Annotated in this window: 15 protein-coding genes (1 of these 15 running past the window's edge); 4 read left to right on the plus strand and 11 right to left on the minus strand. The window is 70.1% G+C overall.

Going from position 1 to position 19,471, the window contains the following annotated elements; genetic code table 11:
- Nucleotides 1-10 precede the first annotated feature (10 nt).
- The 3 genes from AC3AOF_RS30660 (at nt 11) to AC3AOF_RS30670 (ending at nt 4,499) form a co-directional block, all read left to right on the plus strand.
- Nucleotides 11-1,633: a tyrosinase family protein gene (locus AC3AOF_RS30660; RefSeq protein ID WP_236993021.1), complete on the plus strand. Its 1,623-nt coding sequence runs from the start codon at nt 11-13 to the stop codon at nt 1,631-1,633.
- Between the two features lie 172 nt (nt 1,634-1,805).
- Nucleotides 1,806-2,126: a hypothetical protein gene (locus tag AC3AOF_RS30665; protein ID WP_488349345.1), complete on the plus strand. Its 321-nt coding sequence runs from the start codon at nt 1,806-1,808 to the stop codon at nt 2,124-2,126.
- 432 nt (nt 2,127-2,558) lie between these two features.
- The gene (locus AC3AOF_RS30670) at nt 2,559-4,499 is read left to right on the plus strand and encodes a hypothetical protein (RefSeq protein ID WP_236993019.1); all 1,941 of its coding nucleotides are present in this window, start codon (nt 2,559-2,561) and stop codon (nt 4,497-4,499) included.
- Between the two features lie 304 nt (nt 4,500-4,803).
- Here AC3AOF_RS30670 and atzF read toward each other — a convergent pair whose 3' ends face one another.
- The 8 genes from atzF to AC3AOF_RS30710 form a co-directional block, all read right to left on the minus strand.
- Nucleotides 4,804-6,606 (minus strand): allophanate hydrolase, encoded by a 1,803-nt coding sequence (gene atzF, locus AC3AOF_RS30675; RefSeq protein WP_488349346.1) that lies wholly within the window; start codon nt 6,604-6,606, stop codon nt 4,804-4,806.
- Nucleotides 6,603-6,992 carry an oxalurate catabolism protein HpxZ gene (gene hpxZ / locus AC3AOF_RS30680; RefSeq protein WP_236993017.1) on the minus strand — a complete coding sequence of 130 codons (390 nt, stop codon included), beginning with the start codon at nt 6,990-6,992 and terminating at the stop codon, nt 6,603-6,605. The genes atzF and hpxZ overlap by 4 nt, the downstream gene beginning before the upstream one ends.
- A 214-nt stretch (nt 6,993-7,206) precedes the next feature.
- Entirely contained in the window at nt 7,207-8,592 is a 1,386-nt protein-coding gene (locus AC3AOF_RS30685; RefSeq protein WP_488349347.1) for an AtzE family amidohydrolase, read from the minus strand.
- Between the two features lie 11 nt (nt 8,593-8,603).
- Nucleotides 8,604-8,819 carry a DUF4089 domain-containing protein gene (locus AC3AOF_RS30690; RefSeq protein WP_236993015.1) on the minus strand — a complete coding sequence of 72 codons (216 nt, stop codon included), beginning with the start codon at nt 8,817-8,819 and terminating at the stop codon, nt 8,604-8,606.
- Nucleotides 8,820-9,043: 224 nt separating this feature from the next.
- Nucleotides 9,044-10,708 (minus strand): dipeptide ABC transporter ATP-binding protein, encoded by a 1,665-nt coding sequence (locus AC3AOF_RS30695; protein ID WP_488349348.1) that lies wholly within the window; start codon nt 10,706-10,708, stop codon nt 9,044-9,046.
- Nucleotides 10,705-11,601 carry an ABC transporter permease gene (locus AC3AOF_RS30700; protein WP_488349349.1) on the minus strand — a complete coding sequence of 299 codons (897 nt, stop codon included), beginning with the start codon at nt 11,599-11,601 and terminating at the stop codon, nt 10,705-10,707. Before AC3AOF_RS30700 ends, AC3AOF_RS30695 begins: the two co-directional genes overlap by 4 nt.
- On the minus strand, nt 11,598-12,611 hold the full coding sequence (locus AC3AOF_RS30705) for an ABC transporter permease (protein ID WP_488349350.1): 1,014 nt from the start codon (nt 12,609-12,611) through the stop codon (nt 11,598-11,600). Before AC3AOF_RS30705 ends, AC3AOF_RS30700 begins: the two co-directional genes overlap by 4 nt.
- A 358-nt stretch (nt 12,612-12,969) precedes the next feature.
- Entirely contained in the window at nt 12,970-14,571 is a 1,602-nt protein-coding gene (locus AC3AOF_RS30710) for an ABC transporter substrate-binding protein (protein ID WP_236993011.1), read from the minus strand.
- Nucleotides 14,572-14,778: 207 nt separating this feature from the next.
- Here AC3AOF_RS30710 and AC3AOF_RS30715 point away from each other — a divergent pair, with 207 nt between their 5' ends.
- The gene (locus tag AC3AOF_RS30715) at nt 14,779-15,507 is read left to right on the plus strand and encodes a GntR family transcriptional regulator (RefSeq protein WP_488349351.1); all 729 of its coding nucleotides are present in this window, start codon (nt 14,779-14,781) and stop codon (nt 15,505-15,507) included.
- A gap of 426 nt (nt 15,508-15,933) precedes the next feature.
- Here the strand turns inward: AC3AOF_RS30715 and AC3AOF_RS30720 are convergent, their stop codons facing one another.
- From AC3AOF_RS30720 to cysE, 3 genes are all read right to left on the minus strand, one after another.
- Entirely contained in the window at nt 15,934-17,013 is a 1,080-nt protein-coding gene (locus AC3AOF_RS30720; RefSeq protein ID WP_236993009.1) for a tartrate dehydrogenase, read from the minus strand.
- A 388-nt stretch (nt 17,014-17,401) separates the two neighbouring features.
- Complete coding sequence (locus AC3AOF_RS30725; protein ID WP_236993008.1) at nt 17,402-18,730, minus strand: NAD(P)/FAD-dependent oxidoreductase; 1,329 nt, start codon at nt 18,728-18,730, stop codon at nt 17,402-17,404.
- A gap of 632 nt (nt 18,731-19,362) precedes the next feature.
- Nucleotides 19,363-19,471, minus strand: the 3' portion of a protein-coding gene (gene cysE / locus AC3AOF_RS30730) for a serine O-acetyltransferase (protein ID WP_488349462.1). It continues 770 nt past the right edge of the window; 109 of the gene's 879 nt are visible here — the last part of the coding sequence; the start codon falls outside the window, past its right edge; it ends in the stop codon at nt 19,363-19,365.

Here is a 19,471-nt window from a genome sequence, read left to right on the forward strand (position 1 = left end):
GGAGACGCACATGCGGTTCACACGGCGCGCGTTCGTGGGCACGGCCCTGGCGGCCAGCATCGCCCCGCCGATCGGACGGGCCAGGGCGGCGGCGCGGTACAAGAGATGCCTCGTCACCACGCCGGAGGGGCAGAAGGCGCTGGCGAGCTACGCCAAGGGCGTCCAGGCGATGCTGAAGCTGCCGGCCGACCATCCCCACAACTGGTTCCGCAACGCGTTCGTCCATCTCATGGATTGTCCGCACGGCAATTGGTGGTTCTACGTCTGGCATCGCGGCTATATCGGTTATTTCGAGCAGACGATCCGCAAGCTCAGCGGCGATCCGGACTTCGCGCTTCCCTACTGGGACTGGACGCAGGAGCCCAAGATCCCGGATGGCATGTTCGGCCCCGGGCTGACGCCGACCGATGCCGCGTTCGAGCCGTATACGAAGACGCTCGACATCTTCACGGCGTATTTCAAGCCCGGCTTCGAGCGCTACTGGGGCGGCCTCACGCCGGCCCAGCAACAGCAACTCGCCGCGCGCGGCTACAAGACTCTCGGCAATGCCTGGAGCGACGTGACGGGCATCGACGGGAAGGGCAAGTACGATCCGGGGAACGAGGCCTTCGCGGCCACGTCCCGCGCCCGGTACCTCTCCCGCGACAAGCCGGGTCTTGACGCGGGCGCCACAACCGCCGTGTCCAAGTACACCGTGCTTGCCGGATTGCTCGCACCGCACTTCAACGACCCGACCGTCTCGCTCAGCTTCACCAGCTCGAAGAGCCCGTCCCATACCGCCCCACCCGCCGAGAAGCCGGCTTTCTCGGTTCTCGAAGGGCAGCCGCACAACCTCGTCCACAATTGCATCGGCGGGGTCGGGCCTTTCGATCCGGGGCCGTACGGCAACATGACGAACTTCCTCTCGCCGGTCGATCCGATCTTCTTCCTGCATCACGCCAACATGGACCGCCTCTGGGACGTCTGGGTCCGCAAGCAGCAATCGTTCAAGCAGCCGTATCTCCCGGAAGGGAAGGACCTCGATCTTCTTTCGAAGGAGCCGTTCCTGTTCTTCGTCGATGCGGACGAAAAGGCGGTCCTCGACGGCAAGGCCGGCGACTATCTCTCGACCGACCGCTTCAACTACGAGTACGACCGCGCGGGCTACGGCGAGGAACTGATCGGATCGACGATCGCGGCGCCCGTCCCCGCGGCGCCGACGCTGACGACCGCCCGTGCGACCGGCAATGCCGCGTCCCTCAGCCTGCCGGCTGCGGCCCTGCGGCGACCGGGGGCCGCGGCCGAGACCGCGCGGCCGATCGTGGCGCTGATCACGCTCGATCGCGCGGCGGCCGGCTCGGATGTCAGGCAGTTCCGTGTGCTGCTCGGCGACGCTGCGGGGAGCGATGCGAACCCCGCCGGCACGATCGGGTTCTTCGGTCCGGCCATGGCGCATGGGCATGGCGGCCACGAGACGACCTTCGCGATCGCCCTGCCGCCGACGAATCCCGTTCTGGCCGATCGGGCGAAGGCGGGCACCAGGCCTGCGGGTGCGGGCGAGAGGCCGGCGGACGTGGTGGTGCGGGTCGTGCCCGCGGATGGCGGGAGGAACGCACCCAACGTTCTCAAGTCCGTCGCCATCGGGCCGCTCTAGCATGTCGCGCCGGATGCCCGGTCACGCGTCGCGGGCGCGGCGGCGCGGCGGGCATGCGGCGCCGGCCGGCCGGCGGGCGCTGCGGGCGGCGATCCTCCTGGTGCTCGCCGCCATGCCCGCCCATGGTCAGGACAGATCTGTGCAAGAGGGACCCGGTCGAGAGGGATCGGACATGGAGCGGACGTTCACGCTCTCCCGGCCGCCCGCCGGGCCAGCCGGTGCCTTCCTCGAAGTGGAGGTCGGGGCCTTGCCGGCCGGCCGTCGGGTCGACGTGACCACGCCGTCGGGTGTCCCGATCGGCACGGTCGCGCCGTTCGGTCCGGCCGCCCGCGGCGGCGGTGGCGTCTACACGCTGCCGGTGCCGGCCGGCGCCATCCGGGACCGGACGTTGTCCGTTCGCGTCACGATCGTCGGAGGGGGCGAGCCGGCGCGCGCGCCGACCGCCGCGGAAGTGACGAGCCTGAAGCTGCTGACGCCCGACCTCACCCGGTAGGGCGCCAGGGGGGCGGCGGACCGACGATCGCGCGCCACCGACTGCCTGGCTTCGGTCTCGAATCGTCGCCAAGCCCTCGAGCATTTTTTTACGACGAAGTGGATGCCGGTTCGTCGAAGAACATGCGGCATGACCAAAGACCTGGAGAGCTTCGCGATTGCAACGCGATCGTGAAGCGCTCTATCCTGGTCCGCTGGTACGAGATGAATTCCGGAGATTTTTTCTGGAACTCATCTCATCAGCCCGCGCAGCGCCTGAGCGGAGCCGCCTTCCGCAGTGCTTCAGACGATCTCTGTTGGGGTCGCCTGAATTAATCAATCGGAACTTGTATGAGTTGCCGGATCGAGCCGAAGGGCTCGACTGCCGGAGCCGCCATGTCGTGACACAACGATCGTCCGACATTTCAACCATGACTATCGAAGGTCAGATGCGATGAAACATTTGCGTTCGTCTTGCAGCCGTTCGTCCTGGCTCCGTGCGGGAGGCATCGTCGGCCTCGCCGCGAGCCTCGCGGCCGGGATCGCAGGTGCGGCCGGGGCTCAGGTCCTGCCGCCATCGCCCGATCCGACCTGCACCGTGCCGCAGCAGGACTTCACCGGCTGGTTCAAATCGAAGCCCGGATTGAACCAGCCCGTCAATCCGGCCAACAGTCTCGGACTCGATACGAGCAACAACTGCAACTTCTATAAATGGTCGGCGCAGATGTTCCTGTGGCTGACCTCGCCGGACGCCGGCACGCTCCACGACAAGCGGGTGCTCCGTTCGGAGGCGTTCTACCGGCTCGACCAGGGCAACCTGATCAAGCAGGACGGCATCCTCGCGCGAAACCTCTCCCTCAGCGCGACCAAGTTCGGCCCCGATGGATTGCCGTTCGTGCTCGACGCCAAGGGGCATCTGCGCGAGTTCGTCACGGTCCCCGACCGCGCCGGCCTCACCGCCAGCAACGCGCTCGGGGCCGAGGGGACGGCGGAGATCGCCGCGGTGAGGGCCGGGGCCGGCGGCAAGGCCGAATTCCTGAACGCCGAGGGCAAGCCGATCCAGACCTTCGCGCCGAAGGTGACCGCCGGCATGCTGCCGCAGCAGCTCGGCCGCCTGGCCGGCCTGGCCGCACCGACGACGACTAGCGGGGCGCCGGGCGCGACCAGTGAGCGCCGGCAGATCGCCGATGCCCTCACCGCCAAAAAGGTGTTGATGAAGATCGCCACCCGGACGGGCCCGGTCTTCGTCGAGGCCGGCAGCGGCGACATCGTCACCTTGAGTCCCGGCCAGGCCGGCGACCACGGTGTCCTGGTCTCGCAGAACGATGCGATCGTGTACTACGAGGTGCTCGTCAACGACGTCTATGCCTGGTACCTGACCGGCCGCAAGACGCCGAACGGCATCGCCCCGACCTACGACGCCGACGATCCGGCCACGTTCGGCCTGTTCCCGACCTCGCAGCCGGATCTGACGGCGATCTTCGACTTCGCCAAGAAACACGGCGGCCCGTCGAGCTTGGCGGACGGCAACGCGCTCGCGGTCGAGGTCAAGCTGGCCTGGGTCGAGGCCGCGACCCTGCCCGATGGGGGGAAGGGGTACATCACGGCGCAGGCCGAGGTACCGGAGTACGATCGGACGACCAATCCGGCCGATTGGGCGCCGACGGGAAAGACCAATCGGACCCAGGTCGCGCTGGTCGGCGCGCATGTCGTCGGCAGCACGAACGGCCATCCCGAGATGGTCTGGGCGACCTTCGAGCATCAGGCCAACGCGCCGCTCGCCGATTACAGCTACATGTCCGGCGGGAAGGAGACCCCCGTTCCGAGCAATCCGACCGGCCCGTGGACGTTCTCGGCCAGCGGCCCGCAGACCAATTACAACGCGCAACTGGCCCAGTACGACAAGGCGAACCAGCATATCGTCTCGACGGCATCCCCTCCGGTGAAGATCGCGCCGAACGACGTCCTGCATCAGAAGGCCTGGGGTGTCGCCTCGGACGGCCAGCCCAACCAGGCGGACAAAACCCCGGCCATCGCCGCGAACCAGATCGTCTCGCTCAACACCGACATCCGCGCGAAGCTCAGTGCCGTCGGAGCCGCGTCCGATCCGCGCTTCAACTACCTCCTGATGGGCGCGACGTGGACCTTGGGCGGAGCCCGGCCCACAGGCCCCTTCCCCCAGGGCGGCAACGAGATCGGCACCAGCATGCTGGCCAACGGCACGATGGAGACCTTCGCGCAGGGGAACGATACCAAGTCCACCTCGGGCACCAACTGCTTCGCCTGTCATAGTTCGAATCCGAAAGAAACGCAGGCGCAGGCAAGCACCTCCGTCAGCCACATCTTCGGATCGACCAATCCGTTGAAGACGTCCGTGGAGTCGAAGGAGAAGTAACTCCTTTCGGGAATGACGGCCCGAGAGCCTGTCCGATCGGTCTCCCCGGGATCGACGCCCTCCTAAGCGGACTTGCATTGGCAGGCCAACGCTTCGTCCGCTTAGGTTCTTGTTTTATCACGGATTTTCATCGCGAATCCAGCCGCCACTCTTGCGAAATCTGCTGAGTCACGACGGGCCCCGCTGCGCGGGACCGCAGGGACCGGGAGGGCGTCGAGACGGGCGATCGAACCGAACGGGCTTTCGACCTCCGGAGCCGGGCGATTTCCTCGGAAAGGACGAGGCGGGGCGCCCGGACGGACGCTCAAGCCCGGCCGGCCGCCAGATAGGCGCGCCATCCGCCATGGCCCGACACGTCCTCCGCGTCCCGGACCCCCTCCGGCTCGCACAGGAATCCCTTCGGGGTCGTGCTGTCGGAAAGCCGCAGGGTGCCGATGCCGAGGGGGGCGGGAATGCCTGCGACGAAGCGGCCGAAGGTCTCGGGCGTGAGTGCCCAGACCTCGGTGGCGATCGACGTGCCCGTCCCCGCCGCCACCCGCACCAGGCCGGGACGGCGCGGGCCTGCGCCCGGCAGGGCGAAGAGCCGGTAATCGGGCGTGGTCGCGACCGCCCGCAGGAGCCGCGCGCCCAACGCCGTCAGCTCGCCGTTGAGGGGAAGGCCCGACAGGTGCGCGCCGACCACCACCAGTTCGATCTCGTCGTCGCCGGCGCGTGCCGGGCCCGGCGCGGGCGCCGGCGGCAGGGGTGCGCCGGTCGCGCCCATGGCGAGGCCGGCGGCGCGGTGGAGGGCCTCGCCGAGGGGGACCAGGGCGGCATCCCGGCCCGCCGGGGCGATCAGCGTCACGCCGGCCGGCCATCCGTCGGCGCGGGGATGGCTCGGCACCGCCAGCGCGCAGAGATCGAGCAGGTTGACGAAGTTGGTGTAGGTGCCGAGCTCGGCATTGGGGCCGATCGGGTCGGCGGCGAGCGCCGCCAGGGTCTGCGGGCGCGGGAAGGTCGGCACGCAGAGCGCGTCGATTCCCTTTCCGTCGATCCCTTGCCAGACCGGTTCGGTGGCCCGGCGCAACTCCGCCAGCCGATAGCGGCCCGCGAAGGCATCGGCGGCTGAGAAGGCGGTGGCGCGTTCCGTGATGGCGCGGGTGACCGGGTGCAGTGCCTCCGGCCGTTCGGTGATGAGGTCGCGGATCGCCTCCCAGCGCTCGGCCACCCACGGCCCGTCATAGAGGAGGGCGGCGGCGGCGAAGAACGGTGTCAGGTCGACCGGGACCAGGGTCGCGCCGAGCGCCTCGAGATCGGCGAGGGCGCGATCGAAGGCGGCCTCGGAGAGCGCGTCGCCGCCGAATCGCCGGCTCGCACCGTCCGGCACGCCGATTCGCCGCGGCAGCGGTCCCGGCCGCCCGACGGCCATGGCCCGCGAGAACGGATCGGCGGCGTCGAATCCGGCAAGCGCCGAGAAGCCCGCGAAGGCGTCCTCGACGGTCAGCGCGAAGACCGAGACGCAATCGAGGGTGCGGCAGGCCGGCACCACGCCGCGTGTCGACAGCGCCCCGAGGCTCGGCTTGAGCCCGACGATATTGTTGAGCCCCGCCGGCACCCGGCCGGAACCTGCGGTGTCGGTGCCGAGCGCCAGCGGCACCAGCCCGGCCGCCACCGCGACGGCCGAGCCCGACGACGAGCCGCCGGGCACGAGCGCCGGATCGAGGGTGTTGCGCGGCACGCCGTAGGGCGAGCGCACCCCGACGAGGCCGGTGGCGAACTGGTCGAGGTTGGTCTTGCCGATGACCAGCGCCCCGGCCTGCCGCAGCCGCGCCACCACCGCGGCGTCCTGCGTCGCGACGCGCGCATCATCGGGGCAGGCGCAGGTGGTGGGCAGGCCCGCCACGTCGATATTGTCCTTTACCGCAACCGGGATGCCGTGGAGCGGGCCGGCCGGCAGGTTTTCCGCTTCCGCCGCCACTTCGGCCTCGGGCCGCAGGGTGAGGAAGACCGCCGGATCGTCATGTGCCGCGATGCGCCGGTAGACCTCGCGCACGGCTTGCTCGGGCGTGAGCGATCCCGAGGCGTAGGCCGTCCGGTAATCGGCGAGGGTGAGAGGAAAATCGGTCACGCGGGAACCTCGTCGATCAGGCTGACATGGGCGGCGACGACCCGCCAGCCCTCGGGGAGCCGGGCCCAGGACTGCATCTGGCGCCCGACCTTGCCGGGATGCGCCTCGCGCCAGAACAGCGTCGAGGCGGTGGCGAAGTCGCGCCCGAAGGTGGTGATGACGGTCCGATCGATCCGCCGCTCGACCCCGACCGGCGAGCGCGCCCGGCGGAACGCCCGGATCGCGTCCATGCCGTAGAGATTCTCCCCGATGCCGTACCGGATGGTGCGGGGATCGTCCCAGAACAGGGCCTCCAGGGTCGGCACGTCGTTGGTGACGAGGGCGGTCTCGTAAGCCGCGAAAGCCGCCTCGACCTCGGCCTTCACGTCGGGGTGGTCGATGTCCATGGGGTTTCCTTTCTAGAAAAGCAGGTTGTGATCATCCAAATTCATCCCGCCTGCGACTTCATCCTGAGGTGTTGGCGATCGCAGATCGCACGCGATCGAAGATCGACTGACCTCGAAGGAGGGCTCCAGAAATCTCTGTGGCCTCTGGAGCCCTCCTTCGAGGCTGCCGCATGCGGCAGTACCTCAGGATGAGGTGGGAGGGTTGGACAAGGCCTCACCCCGCCACCGGCGCCGCCCCCACCCCCGCCGCCTCGATCGCTCCGGCGACCCGCAAGGCCAGGTCCTCCCGCCACGGCGCCGCGATCACCTGCACGGCCAGCGGCAGCCCGCCGCCCACCCGCACCGGCACGGCCACGACCGGCAGGCCGATGAAGGAGATCGGCTGGGTGAACACGCCGATATTCGGCCGCGCCGGCACGGTCACGCCGTCGAGTTCCATCGTAGCCTGGCCGACCCGCAGCGCCCGGCAGGGCGTGCAGGGGGCGAGGATCACGTCGACCTCGTCGAAGAGCGCCAGCACCCGCGCCCGGTACCAGCTGCGAAAGCGTTGGGCCCGGTGCACCCAGGCCGCCGGGATGGTCGTGCCGGCGATCAGCCGGTCGCGCACCGCCGGGTCGTAATCGCCGGGGCGTTCGCGCAGGCGGTCGAGATGGAGGCCGGCGGCTTCCGAGGCGGTGATGAGGAAGGCCGCGGCGCGGGCGCGGGCGGCCTCCGGGATCTCGATCGTGCGGGAGGCACCCGAAGCCTCGGCGGCGCGGGCGACGGCCGCGAAGCAATCCGGCTCGCCGCCGCGGGCGAAGTAGCCGCCCGCCACCGCGACCCTCAGGCCCGTCGTGCCCTGCGCGAGGGCACCCGCCACCGGCTCCACGGGCCGCGGCGCCTGCCAGGGATCGTCGGAATCCTCCCCCTGCATCGCGTCGTAGGCCAGGGCGAGATCGGCGACGGAGCGGGCGAGGGGCCCGAGATGGTCGAAGCTCGCGACGAACGGGAAGGAGCCCGCCCGCGACAGCCGGCCGAAGGTGGGCTTGAGCCCGAAGGTGCCGCAGAAGGCCGAGGGCACCCGGATCGACCCGTTGGTGTCCGAGCCGAGGGTGAGCGGCACGAGCCCCGCCGCCACCGCCGCGCCCGAGCCGCCGGACGAGCCGCCGGACATCCGCTCGCGGTCGTGCGGGTTGCGCGAGGGGCCGTCATGGGCGTTCTCGCCGGTGAAGTCGTAGGCGTATTCGCCCATGTTGAGGGCGCCGACGAGAATCGCACCGGCCGCCTCGAGCCGCCGCACCAGGGCGCCGTCGCGGGTGGCGGCCGGATTGTCGCGGTTGATCTTCGAGCCGGCGCGGGTCGGGATCCCCTCGACGTCGAACAGGTTCTTGACCGCGAAGGGCACCCCCGCCAGCGGGCCCGGCGCCCGCCCCGCGGCGAGGCCGGCATCGATCTCGGCCGCCCGGGCCCGGGCGCGGTCGGCGGTCACGTCCGTGAAGGCGTTCACGCCGGGGTCGATGGCAGCGATCCGCGCCAGGGCCGCCTCGATGGCGGCCGCGGCGGTGAGCCGGCGCGCCGCCACGGCGGCGGCGATTCCGGAAGCGGTATCCTGCCCGCTCATGCCAGCCGTCGTCATGCCCGGAACACCGGCGCCGGCTCGACGGTGTCGTCGAGAGGGAAGTCCAGCACCAGCTTGGCGGCTGCCGCCGTCGCCTTGACGCTGGCGATCACCGTTCCGCGCCATTCCGGCGCCATCGGGATGCCGACCAGCGGCATCATCGCGTCGACGACCGCGCCGGCGGACTCGTCGTCGAGCAGCAGGGGAGGGGAGGGGGGCGCTGTCGTCATGGGCGAGCCTCGCGGGTGGATCGATGAGGTGACGTACCGTGTTGGCGGAACTTGTCGTTCCCTCCCGCGACCTCATCCTGAGGTGCGACCGGAGGGAGCCTCGAAGGAGGGTTCCAGGGAACTCGGAGACTCCTGGAGCCCTCCTTCGAGGTCAGTCCATCTTCGATGGATCGACACCTCAGGATGAGGTTGAGGGTGGGGAGGGAGGAACATGCGCAGCCGCCTCACACCGGCGGCCTCGGAATCGCCGCGAGCAGCGCGCGGGTATACTCGGCGTGCGGCGCCTCCAGCACCGCTTCCGTCGTGCCTTCCTCGACGATGCGGCCGGACCGCATCACGATCACCCGGTCGCAGAGCATCCGAACGACCTGCAGGTCGTGGCTGACGAAGAGATAGCTCATCCCGAGCGCCTGCTTGAGGTCGGCGAGCAGGTTCAGCACCACCGCCTGCACCGACACGTCGAGGGCCGCGGTCGGCTCGTCGAGGATGACGAGGTCGGGGGAGGGGGCGATGGCCCTGGCGATGCCGACCCGCGCCTTCTGGCCGCCGGAGAGCTGGTGCGGGAAGCGGTCGAGGAGATCGACCGGCAGGCCGACGAGGCGAGCGAGTTCCTCGCAGCGCGCGCGGATCGCATCCGAGCCGATCACGGTGCGGAAGCGCAGGAGCGGATCGGCGATGGCCCGCGCCGCGGTCCAGCGCGGGTTGAGGGATTCGGTCGGATCCTGGAACACCATCTGGATCTTCGGCCGCAGAGGATGACGGGCGAAGCGCGCCGCCGGCACGCGGCCGATCTCCTCGCCGGCAAACACGATCGAGCCCTCGGTCGGGTCGAGGAGCCGCATCACCATCGTCGAGGTGGTGGACTTGCCGCAGCCCGATTCGCCGACGAGTCCGACGCTCTCGCCGCGATCGACCGTGAAGCTCACATGGTCGACCGCCCGGAACGGCACCTCCGCCGCCTTGCGCGAGAGCAGGGATTTCGGCTTCGGATAGGCCTTCACCAGCCCCGAGACCGCCAGCAGCGGGGCGCCTGCTCCTTGAGCGTGCTCCAGGGGTGCTGCCGGCGCCCCCTCGGGCAGGAGATCACGGAGAGTGACGCCCGGGCGCGGCGTCGCCTGCATCAGCTTGCGGGTATAGGCGTGCTCGGGCGTCCGGAAGATCGTCGTGGCGGGCGCCGTCTCGACCACGCGGCCCTGCTCCATCACGACGATCCGGTCGCAATAGGTGGCGGCGAGGCCAAGATCGTGGGTGATGAGCACGGTCGCCATGCCGCGCTCCCGGGTCAGGTCGGTGACGAGGTCCATCACCGCCTTCTGGGTCGTCACGTCGAGGCCGGTGGTCGGCTCGTCGGCGATGAGGAGCTGCGGCCGGCACGCGAGCGCGAGCGCGATCACCACCCGCTGGCACATGCCGCCGGACAATTCGAACGGGTAGGCGTGGTAGCGCTCCTCAGGCCGGGCGATCTTCACCTGTTCGAGCGCCGCGATGGCCTTCGCCTTGGCGTCGCCCGAGCCGGCCTCGGCGTGCTGGCGCAGCACGTCCTCGATCTGGTGGCCGACCTTGCGGATCGGGTTGAGCGCGGCGCGGGGATTCTGGAAGATCATCGAGATCTCCCGCCCGCGCAGGTCGCGCATCTGGCGCTCGGTCGCCGCGCGCAGGTCGATCCCGGAGAAATCGACCGCGCCGCCGGCGATGCGGCCGGCCCGGTCGAGGATGCGCATCACCGCGTAGGAGGTGACCGACTTGCCCGAGCCGGATTCGCCGACGATGCCGACGGTCTCCCCCTTGGCGACCGAGACGTCGACCTGGCGCACGGCCTGGACCGGGCCGCGGCGGGTAGCGAACTCGACCGTGAGGTCGCGGATGGCAAGCAGCGGGATCGCGGTCATGTCCGCCTCTGGGGATCGACGATGTCGCGCAAGCCGTCGCCGATGAGGTTGAAGCAGAACACCGCGAGCATGAGTGCCAGACCCGGGAAGAGCGCGATCCACCACTCGCCCGAGACGATGAAGCCGGCGCCCTCCGCCACCATGATCCCCCATTCCGGGGTCGGCGGACGCACGCCGAGCCCGATGAAGGACAGACCCGCCGCGTTGAGGATCGCGTAGCCCATGGTCAGCGACATCTGCACCATCATCAGCGGCAGGATGTTCGGCAGGATCAAGGTCAGCACGATGCGCAGATCGGTGTTGCCGGTGAGCCTCGCCGCCATGACGAAGCCGGCATTGCGGCGCTGCGCGGCCTCGGCCCGGGCCAGCCGCGCGTAGAGCGGAAAGTTGATGATGGCAGTGGCGAGCACGATGTTGCCGACCGTGTTGCCGAGCGCCGCCACGATCCCCATCGCTAGGACGAAGAGCGGGAAGGCCATGATGGTGTCGGCGAGCCGTCCCACGATCCGGTCGGTCCAGCCGCCGAAGAACCCGGCCATGATGCCGGCGAGCCCGCCTGCGACGAAGACCAGCGCCACCGAGAAGACCGCGATGGCGAGATCGAGCCGCGCCGCCACCACAACCCGCGAGAGGATGTCGCGCCCGAGCTGGTCGGTGCCGAAGGGATGCGCCAGCGTCGGGGCCTGGAGCGCCGAGCCTGTGTCGGAGGCGAGCGGATCGTAGGGCACGAGCGAGGGCCCGAGCACCGCGCAGGCGACGAGGCCGAGGAGCAGCGCGAAGGCGAAGCCCGTGACCGGGTTGCCGGCGACGACGCTGCCGGCATGCGCCAGCGTCGCCGAGACTCCGCTGCGGGGGCGGGCGGGGGTGAGGGCGGGAGAGCCGGTGGCGCTCATGCGGCCCCCCGGACCCGCGGGTCGATCAGCCCGTAGGCGAGGTCGATCAGGAGGTTCAGCACCGTGTAGAGCAGCGCCATCGCCAGGACGAAACCCTGGACCGGGGCGAAGTCGGAGGCGATCAGGGCCTCGACCGCGTAGGAGCCGACGCCGGGCCAGGCGAACACCTTTTCCACCAGCACGTTGGCGCCGAGCAGGAAGGAGAACACCATGCCGAGCGTCGTCACCACCGGAAGCATCGCGTTCCGGAGCGCGTAGGTGACGACGACCCGGCGGCGCGACAGGCCGGCGGCCCGGGCGGTGCGGACGAAATCGGCGGCGAGCACCGCCAGCATCGCCGCCCGGGTGATGCGGGCGATCGGGGCGAGCGCGAAGATCGCCAGCGTCAGGCCCGGCAGGGTGATCTGACCGAGCGCCGCCCGGAAGGTCTCGAGATCGCCGGCGGCCAGGCTGTCGAGGAGGAGGAAGCCGGTCCGCGTCGGCGGCGGCGAGGCGAAGGCGTCGAGGCGCCCCAAAGGCGCCGGGGCCCAGCCGAGCACGAAGTAGAAGACGTAGACGAGGAGGAGGCCGGTGAAGAACACCGGCAGCGACACGCCCGCCGTCGCCACCACCCGGCAGGCGTGATCGACGAGGGAGCCTTGCCGCAAAGCTGCCGCGACCCCGAGCGGCACCGCGACGAGAAGCGAGAGGACGAGGCCGAACAGGGTCAGTTCGGCCGAAGCCGGCAGCCGGGCGCCGAGATCGACCGTGACCGGCTGGCCGGTGGTGAGCGAGCGGCCGAGATCGCCCCGGGCGAGGTCGGCGACGTAGCGGGCGAATTGCTCGGGCAGCGGCCGGTCGAGGCCGAGTTCGGTGCGAATCTGGGCGATCGCCTGCGGGGTCGCGGCGGGGCCGGCGAAATAGGCGGCGGTGTCGCCGGGCAGGACCCGGGTGAGCAGGAACGACACCACGACCACCCCGGCGAGTGCCGGAAGGGTGGTGGCGAGGCGGTCGAGGAGCGTGCGCAGCATCGTCGTGTGGCCCTCCTGGGTGTGTGTCGCGGGGCTTTGACTGGCCGGTCCGGATTCTTTGCTTTCCGCAAGACGTTCCGCAGAAAGACGAGGCGCGGGTTCCCCTCTCCCCGCGGGCGGGGAGAGGGCTGCGTCGCCGTTCAGGCGATGCAGCGAGCCCGCAGGGCAAGGGTGAGGGGGTGTTTCCGGAGGAGCCTCACTGGTCGAGACCCCCTCACCCTCGCTCCGGCTGCGCCTTCGCTTGCTGTGTCTCCTGAACGGAGACACATCCCTCTCCCCGCCCGCGGGGAGAGGAGAAACCCGCGCCTCTTCTTTCGCCTGACAGTTCAGTGAAAAAGGAGGGGCGAAGCCACGCGCCCTACGACGCCGTCCCCTTGGTCAGATACCGGAAATCCGGCTCCCGACACGGCTGGAACTGGTAGCCGTTGATCGTGCGCTGCATCGCGACGTCGTGGGTCGGCTGGGCGATCGGCACCATGGGTACCTCGCGCTCGGCCAGCGACACGAAGTCGATCACGCTTCTCTGGTAAACCGCCGGATCCTCGGTGAAGCGCGCGGTGTCGATCAGCTTGTCGAGTTCCGGGTTCTGGTATGAGGCGATGTTGAAGATCGAATTCGCCCCGTGCAGGGTCCAGAACAGGTAATAGTCCGGGTAATCGAGCCAGCCGGCGAAGCGGTTGAGCACCATCGGGTTGGTCTTCTTGGAGATCTCAGCCCGGAAGTTCGCGCCCGGAATCTTTCCGATCTCGACGGTGATGCCAATCCCGGCGAGTGCCTCCTTGATCAGCACCGCCATCGGCTCGGCGACGGTAGCGTTGCCGGCATCGAACAGCAGCGTGGTCGTGAGCCCGCCGGGCGCGGCCGCCTGGACCAGGGCCTTCGCCTTCGCCGGATCGGTCCGGTACGGATAAGGCTGCGGCCAGGCCACACGCGGCGTCTCCGGCCCGCCCGACATGTCGAGGCCGCGGCCGAACAGCGAGGCCTGGAGAATCTTCTCGTAAGGCAGTACCCAGGCCACCGCCTGGCGCAGCCGCACGTCGGTGAACGGCCCGACCGCGGTGTTGAGATAGACCGACCAGACCCCGTTCGGGATCGGCACGCCGACGACCTTGATCTTGCCGGCGTCGATCAGGTCCTTGAAGTCCTTCGGCGGCAGCCCGTACGAGATGTCGGCGTCGCCCTTCTCGATGAGCGCCCGCCGGGTCGAGGGCGAAGCGATGTCGCGGGCGATGACCCGGCGCAGCTGCGGCAGCTTGCCCGACGCCCAGGCATCGTTGCGGGCATAGATCGTCTCGACGCCGGGCTTCCAGCTCTCGACCCGGTAGGCGCCCGAGCCCGCGACGTTGTTCTTGAGCCAGTCCTTGGCCCACGGATCGCCGCCGCTATTGGCTTTCGCCAGTTCCGCATCGATCACGAAGGGAATCGTGACCGCGAGGTTCGACATCGTCATCTTGTCCTTGCGGACGAAGTCGATGCGGAAGGTCTTGTCGTCGAGGGCGACGAACTGCTCGGGCTTCTCCAGCGAGCCGGCATTCATCTGCGTGGTGGCGAAGCCCCCGATCGACACCGCCCGGTCGAGGGACCACTTCACGTCCTTGGCCGTCACCGGCCGTCCGGAATGGAACTTGGCGTCGCGGAGCTTGAAGGTGCAGCTCATCCCGTCGGAGGCGACCTGCCAGCTCTCGGCGAGCTCCCCTTCCATCTCGCCCATCTTCACGGCATTGCCGCCGCCGCCCGGAATCGGCACCGGCTTGAAGCGCAGGAGCCGGTCGTAGCAGTTGAGCGCGACCCCGTTCACCGGCTGCGAGGCGCCGATGCCCTGCATGTCCAGGGAATTCGGCCCGTATTCCTGCACCAGCAGCAGGGTTTCGTTGCGGGTCGGGTTCTGCGCCTGAGCCTGGCTCCTGGCCACGAACGGCGCGGCGAGCCCGGCGGCGAGGGCGGTGCGGCGGGTGATCATGCGGCACGGGCCTTACGTCAGAGAGGGGGCGAATGCCCGCGCGGCGGGCGTCGCGCCGCAGCGAGGCAAGGTTCGGACCGGGACAAAAATTGTATGCAACATGGAAAGAGTGCATGCATTTCGGAGATCTTGCACGCATGTTGTTTGGGCGCGTGCGCCTGAATTTCGGGCATGCCTGCGCGGTGACGATGCGGCAGGGTGCGGGCCATGCGTGACGGGGCTGAGATGGACGAGGCGGCAGGACGGACGCGGACCGAGCGGCTGGCGGCCGAGATCGCCGAGGCGATCGTCACCGGGGCGCTGGCGCCGGGCCACCGCCTCGACGAGCAGGCGCTCGCGGACCGATACGGCGTGTCGCGTACGCCGGTGCGCGAGGCCCTGCGCCAGCTCGGCACGTCGGGGCTCGTCGAGGTGCGGCCGCGCCGGGGTGCGGTGGTGGCGCAGGTGACGCCCGACCAGCTCGCCGCGTTGTTCGTCGCCATGGCGGAGATCGAGGCGACCTGCGCTCGGCTCGCCGCCCTCTCGATGAGCCCGCTGGAGCGCCGCCGCCTCGACGCACTGCACGACGCCATGGGCGAGCTGGCCCGGGCCGGCGACCCGGCGGCCTATGCCCAAGCCAACACGGCGTTCCACGGCGCGATCTATGCCGGCGCCCACAACGCGGTCCTGTCCGACTTCGCGCGCTCCTTGCGCCGCCGCCTCCAGCCCTACCGCGAGGCGCAGTTCCGCCAGGCCGGGCGCCTCGCCCGCTCGCATGCCGAGCACGGGGCGGTGGTCGCCGCGATCCTGGGCGGGCAGGCGGGGGAGGCGCATGCGGCGATGCTGCGGCACGTCACCCTGGTGGAGAGCGCGGTGGAGGGGCTGCTGGTCAGGGGGGCGGGGGAGGAGGCAGGCTCGGAGCAGCCTTCGCCGAAGCGGTTACCGGTTCGACGATGAGAATGATGCGAAAACAACAGCACCAGAAGTATTTTTTATTTAACTCATAATGAAAGACACAATAGATTGCTTGATATGGGGGCGACGTCCGCCGCGCGTGAACCCTCCCCCCTCCGCGGCAGGGCTGTCCGGGGAAAGAAAAAAGCGCGGGTTTCCCCTCTCCCCGCGGGCGGGGAGAGGCCTGAGCTCCGAAGGGGCTCAGGAAGCCCACAGGGCGAGGGTGAGGGGGTGTTTCCGAAGAAGCCTCATCCGGAAACACCCCCTCACCCTCGCTGCGGCTTTCGCCTCCGCTCCTTTCGTCCCCGACAAGGGGGACGAAAGCCTCTCCCCGCCCGCGGGGAGAGGGGATTTCCTGCGCCTCGTCTTTCCCCGGACAGCCTTGCCTCTGCGGGGGAGGGATCAGGCTCCCGGCCGTCGCTCCCGCCCCTACGCGTTATCTCCCCGGATCGCCGCGATGACCGCATCCGTGACCTGGCGCGTCGTTGCCGTGCCGCCGAGATCGGGGGTGTGCAGGCTCGAATCGGCGGTCACCCGCTCCACCGCGCGCATCAGCCGGTCGGCAGCCGCTTCCTCGCCGAGGTGTTCGAGCATCTGGCAGGCGGTCCAGAAGGTCGCGATCGGGTTGGCGATGCCCTTGCCGGCGATGTCGAAGGCCGAGCCGTGGATCGGCTCGAACATCGACGGGAATTTTCGCTCCGGGTTGATGTTCGCCGTCGGCGCGATTCCGAGTGAGCCGGCGAGCGCCGCGGCGAGGTCCGACAGGATGTCGGCGTGCAGGTTCGTCGCCACGATGGTGTCGAGGGTCTCGGGCTTGATCACCATCCGCATCGTCATGGCGTCGACCAGCATCTTGTCCCAGGTCACGTCCGGGAAGTCCTGGGCCACCTCGGCGGCGATCTCGTCCCACATCACCATGGCGTGGCGCTGCGCGTTCGACTTCGTGACGACCGTCAGCAGCTTGCGCGGCCGGCCCTGCGCTAGCCGGAAGGCGTAGCGGATGATGCGGGTGACGCCGGTGCGCGTCATCATCGAGACGTCGGTGGCGACCTCCTCCGGGTGGCCCTGGTGCACGCGCCCGCCGACGCCCGCATACTCGCCCTCGGAGTTCTCGCGCACGATCACCCAGTCGAGCTCCGGGCCCGAGACGTGGCGCAGCGGGCTGGTGATGCCGGGCAGGATCCGGGTCGGGCGGACATTGGCGTATTGGTCGAAGGGCTGGCAGATCGCGAGCCGCAGGCCCCACAGGCTGATATGGTCGGGCACGTCCGGCGCGCCGACCGCACCGAAGAAGATCGCGTCGTGGTTCCTGATCCGCTCGCGACCGTCGGCCGGCATCATCGTGCCGTGCTTCTTATAGTAGTCCGAGCCCCAGTCGAAATGGTCGAACCGGAACCGGAACGTGCCGGTCTTCTCGGAGAGCGCGTCCAGCACCTCGATGCCGGCGGCGATGACCTCGATGCCGATGCCGTCGGCCGGGATCGCCGCGATGGTGTAGGTCTTGGTCATGACGGGTGTCCGTGAGGGCTGCCGGCATGGCGCTCTCCCACCCGCGACCTCGTCCTGCGAGGCTCGTGTCACCCGCGCCTCGGGATGAGGTCGCGGGTTGGAAGGGTCGACGCCACGGACGAATCACTCTGTCGTGTACCGTGTGGCTTGCCGACGCAAGCCTGCTCGGGCGGCGGCCGGTCGATCGCCTGGAGCCTGTAGGTCGAGGGTCGGGCCGTTCGCCGGGAGCCGGCCGTCGAGCGCCGAGGTCCCGATCGTGAAGGCTGCCGCGCCGGCCGGCCGGAGCGTCCGCACCTGCTCGGGGTGACGTTTCCCTCGGCCGGCTCGTGACGCCACCCTGCTCCACCCGGAGCACCGCACCTCCGCGCGGAAGGTGCGGCCCCGGTCCTCAGAACTCCGCCACCTTCCCCCAGGCCGAGGCGCCGAAGCGGTCCGGATGGTAGGGCTTGGGATCGACGATCGGGTCGGCGCCCGACACGATGTCGGCGATGAGGTGGCCGGCGCCCGGGCCGATGCCGAAGCCGTGGCCCGAAAAACCCGCCGCCAGGACGAGGCCGGGCACGCCCGTCACCTCGCCGATCCCCGGCACGCCGTCCGGGGTCGAGTCGACGTAGCCGGCCCAGGAGGCGGTCATCGAGGTCTCGCGCAGGGCCGGCAGCATCTCGAGGGCACGGCGGTAGGTCTCGGCGATGAGCGTCGGGTCGGGGCGGGGATCGAGGATGCGCATCCGCTCCATCGGCGTCGGCCGGTCGAGGCGCCACTTCTTCACGCCCTCGTGCCCGCTGCGCCAGGCCTCGGTGCCGCCGGGCGCCAGGGAGCGCCAGCGCCGCGCGAACATCGGCACGAATTCGCGAGCGAACAGGATCTGCTGCGGGGTGGGATCGACGCGAGCCCGCCCGCTGATCGCCAGGTTGTAGCCGCCGCTCTCGCCGCGGCGCGTGAGCGAGATGCCGGCCGTGTACAGCGCGTCCGGCAGCCCGGAGACGTTGGGGCCGACCGCCATGATCGACTGGCGCACCGCCGCCTGCGGGAAGCGGATGCCGAGCTGGCGGACGAAGGACGACGCCCATGCGCCGCCCGCCATCACCACCGTGCGGGTGCGGATGGTGCCCTTCTCGGTCACCACGCCGCAGACCCGGCCGCCCTGGAGCTCGAGGCCGCGGGCGGCGCAGAACTGGTGCACGGTGCCGCCGTACTTCATCACGCCTAAGCCGGCGACCGGCACCGCCCGCGAGGTGTCGGCGATGCCGTCGGTCGGCGAGAACACGCCGCCCTTCCAGGCGCGCCCGGTCGCCTTGCCGTGCTCGCGCGCTTCCGCCGCGCCGAGCACGTGGGTGACGACGCCCTCGCCGGCCGCGAAGTCGCGCCACTTCGCCCAGCGCTCGATCTCGGCCTCGTCGTTGCTGAGGTAGAGCAGGCCGCAACGGCGGAAGCCCACATCCTCGCCGATCTCGGCCTTGAGGCGGTCCCACAGGTCGAGGCTCTTCGTCGCCATCGGCAACTCGCGGGCGTCGCGGTTCTGCTGCCGGCACCAGCCCCAGTTGCGGCTCGACTGCTCGGCGGCGATCCGGCCCTTCTCGACCAGCGCGACGCTGACGCCGCGGCGCGCCAGGTAATAGGCCGTGAAGGTGCCGACCACGCCGCCGCCGATCACCACGACGTCGGCAGCTTCCGGCAGGTCCGGCGTCGTGTCGATATGCAGGAGAGGTGCTGGCATGGTCGGCTCCGTTTGACCGAGGCAGCCTAGCAGGCAGCCGCCGGGGGATGCCGCTGGAGAGTCCGGGCGCCGCAGCATATTCCGCCGTGCGCCGGGCCGATCCTGCGCATTCCTCGCATCTCGATCGCGCTGCGGGCCGGGACGGCCTGCCGCGTCGGCGCCGGGCGCGGAGCACGGCGATGCGGTCCTGCCGCCGACAGCCAAGCCTCACGGGTGGCGCGTCGTGGCGGTACTGTCTTTTTTACGCCTTCTGGGCCTGGCCGTCGGCCTTGGGAGGCCGGAGGCTCACCGAGAGCCTGCGACGCCGCGTTCTGCCAACTGCCTGCCGACCCGCGGGTCGTGCATCCCACCCCAAACAGCGACTTGATGCGCGCCTGCAGGCCGATCCCAGGGGCACTACGCCGCCCTTTGCCGACCTCCGGCCCAGTCTCGACCAGGGCAGCCGGCCCCTCGGCGTTGTCGTGATGGACCCAGGTCGTTCAGGGGCCGGCGCTCCATGCCGCAGGTGCGGTCGGTATCCTGTTCAAGCCGCCACGCAGCATCCCGCGGCGGCCTCGCAGGCCCGTGGTCCAGGGCTTCGCGTCAAGCGCTCGCGGAGGCAGCCCGAACGCTACCCCCGCGCAAGCGTCCGTCTAAATTCCGTCGCCGAAGATGTGGTCCATGGTCAGGGCCGGCTCCTCGCGGGGCGGGACCCGCGAGACCACCCGGGCCGGGACGCCGGCGACGGTGGTGCGCGGCGGC

This window comes from Methylobacterium sp. 142-1Y, from assembly GCF_057747795.1.

Coding starts and splice junctions, on each gene's coding strand:
- AC3AOF_RS30705 (WP_488349350.1), bottom strand. CDS start 12,611: ATGCTGCGCACGCTCCTCGACCGCCTCGCCACCACCCTTCCGGCACTC.
- AC3AOF_RS30700 (WP_488349349.1), bottom strand. CDS start 11,601: ATGAGCGCCACCGGCTCTCCCGCCCTCACCCCCGCCCGCCCCCGCAGC.
- AC3AOF_RS30720 (WP_236993009.1), bottom strand. CDS start 17,013: ATGACCAAGACCTACACCATCGCGGCGATCCCGGCCGACGGCATCGGC.
- AC3AOF_RS30725 (WP_236993008.1), bottom strand. CDS start 18,730: ATGCCAGCACCTCTCCTGCATATCGACACGACGCCGGACCTGCCGGAA.
- AC3AOF_RS30695 (WP_488349348.1), bottom strand. CDS start 10,708: ATGACCGCGATCCCGCTGCTTGCCATCCGCGACCTCACGGTCGAGTTC.
- AC3AOF_RS30665 (WP_488349345.1), top strand. CDS start 1,806: ATGGAGCGGACGTTCACGCTCTCCCGGCCGCCCGCCGGGCCAGCCGGT.
- hpxZ (WP_236993017.1), bottom strand. CDS start 6,992: ATGGACATCGACCACCCCGACGTGAAGGCCGAGGTCGAGGCGGCTTTC.
- AC3AOF_RS30715 (WP_488349351.1), top strand. CDS start 14,779: ATGCGTGACGGGGCTGAGATGGACGAGGCGGCAGGACGGACGCGGACC.
- AC3AOF_RS30710 (WP_236993011.1), bottom strand. CDS start 14,571: ATGATCACCCGCCGCACCGCCCTCGCCGCCGGGCTCGCCGCGCCGTTC.
- AC3AOF_RS30670 (WP_236993019.1), top strand. CDS start 2,559: ATGAAACATTTGCGTTCGTCTTGCAGCCGTTCGTCCTGGCTCCGTGCG.
- AC3AOF_RS30660 (WP_236993021.1), top strand. CDS start 11: ATGCGGTTCACACGGCGCGCGTTCGTGGGCACGGCCCTGGCGGCCAGC.
- AC3AOF_RS30685 (WP_488349347.1), bottom strand. CDS start 8,592: ATGAGCGGGCAGGATACCGCTTCCGGAATCGCCGCCGCCGTGGCGGCG.
- AC3AOF_RS30690 (WP_236993015.1), bottom strand. CDS start 8,819: ATGACGACAGCGCCCCCCTCCCCTCCCCTGCTGCTCGACGACGAGTCC.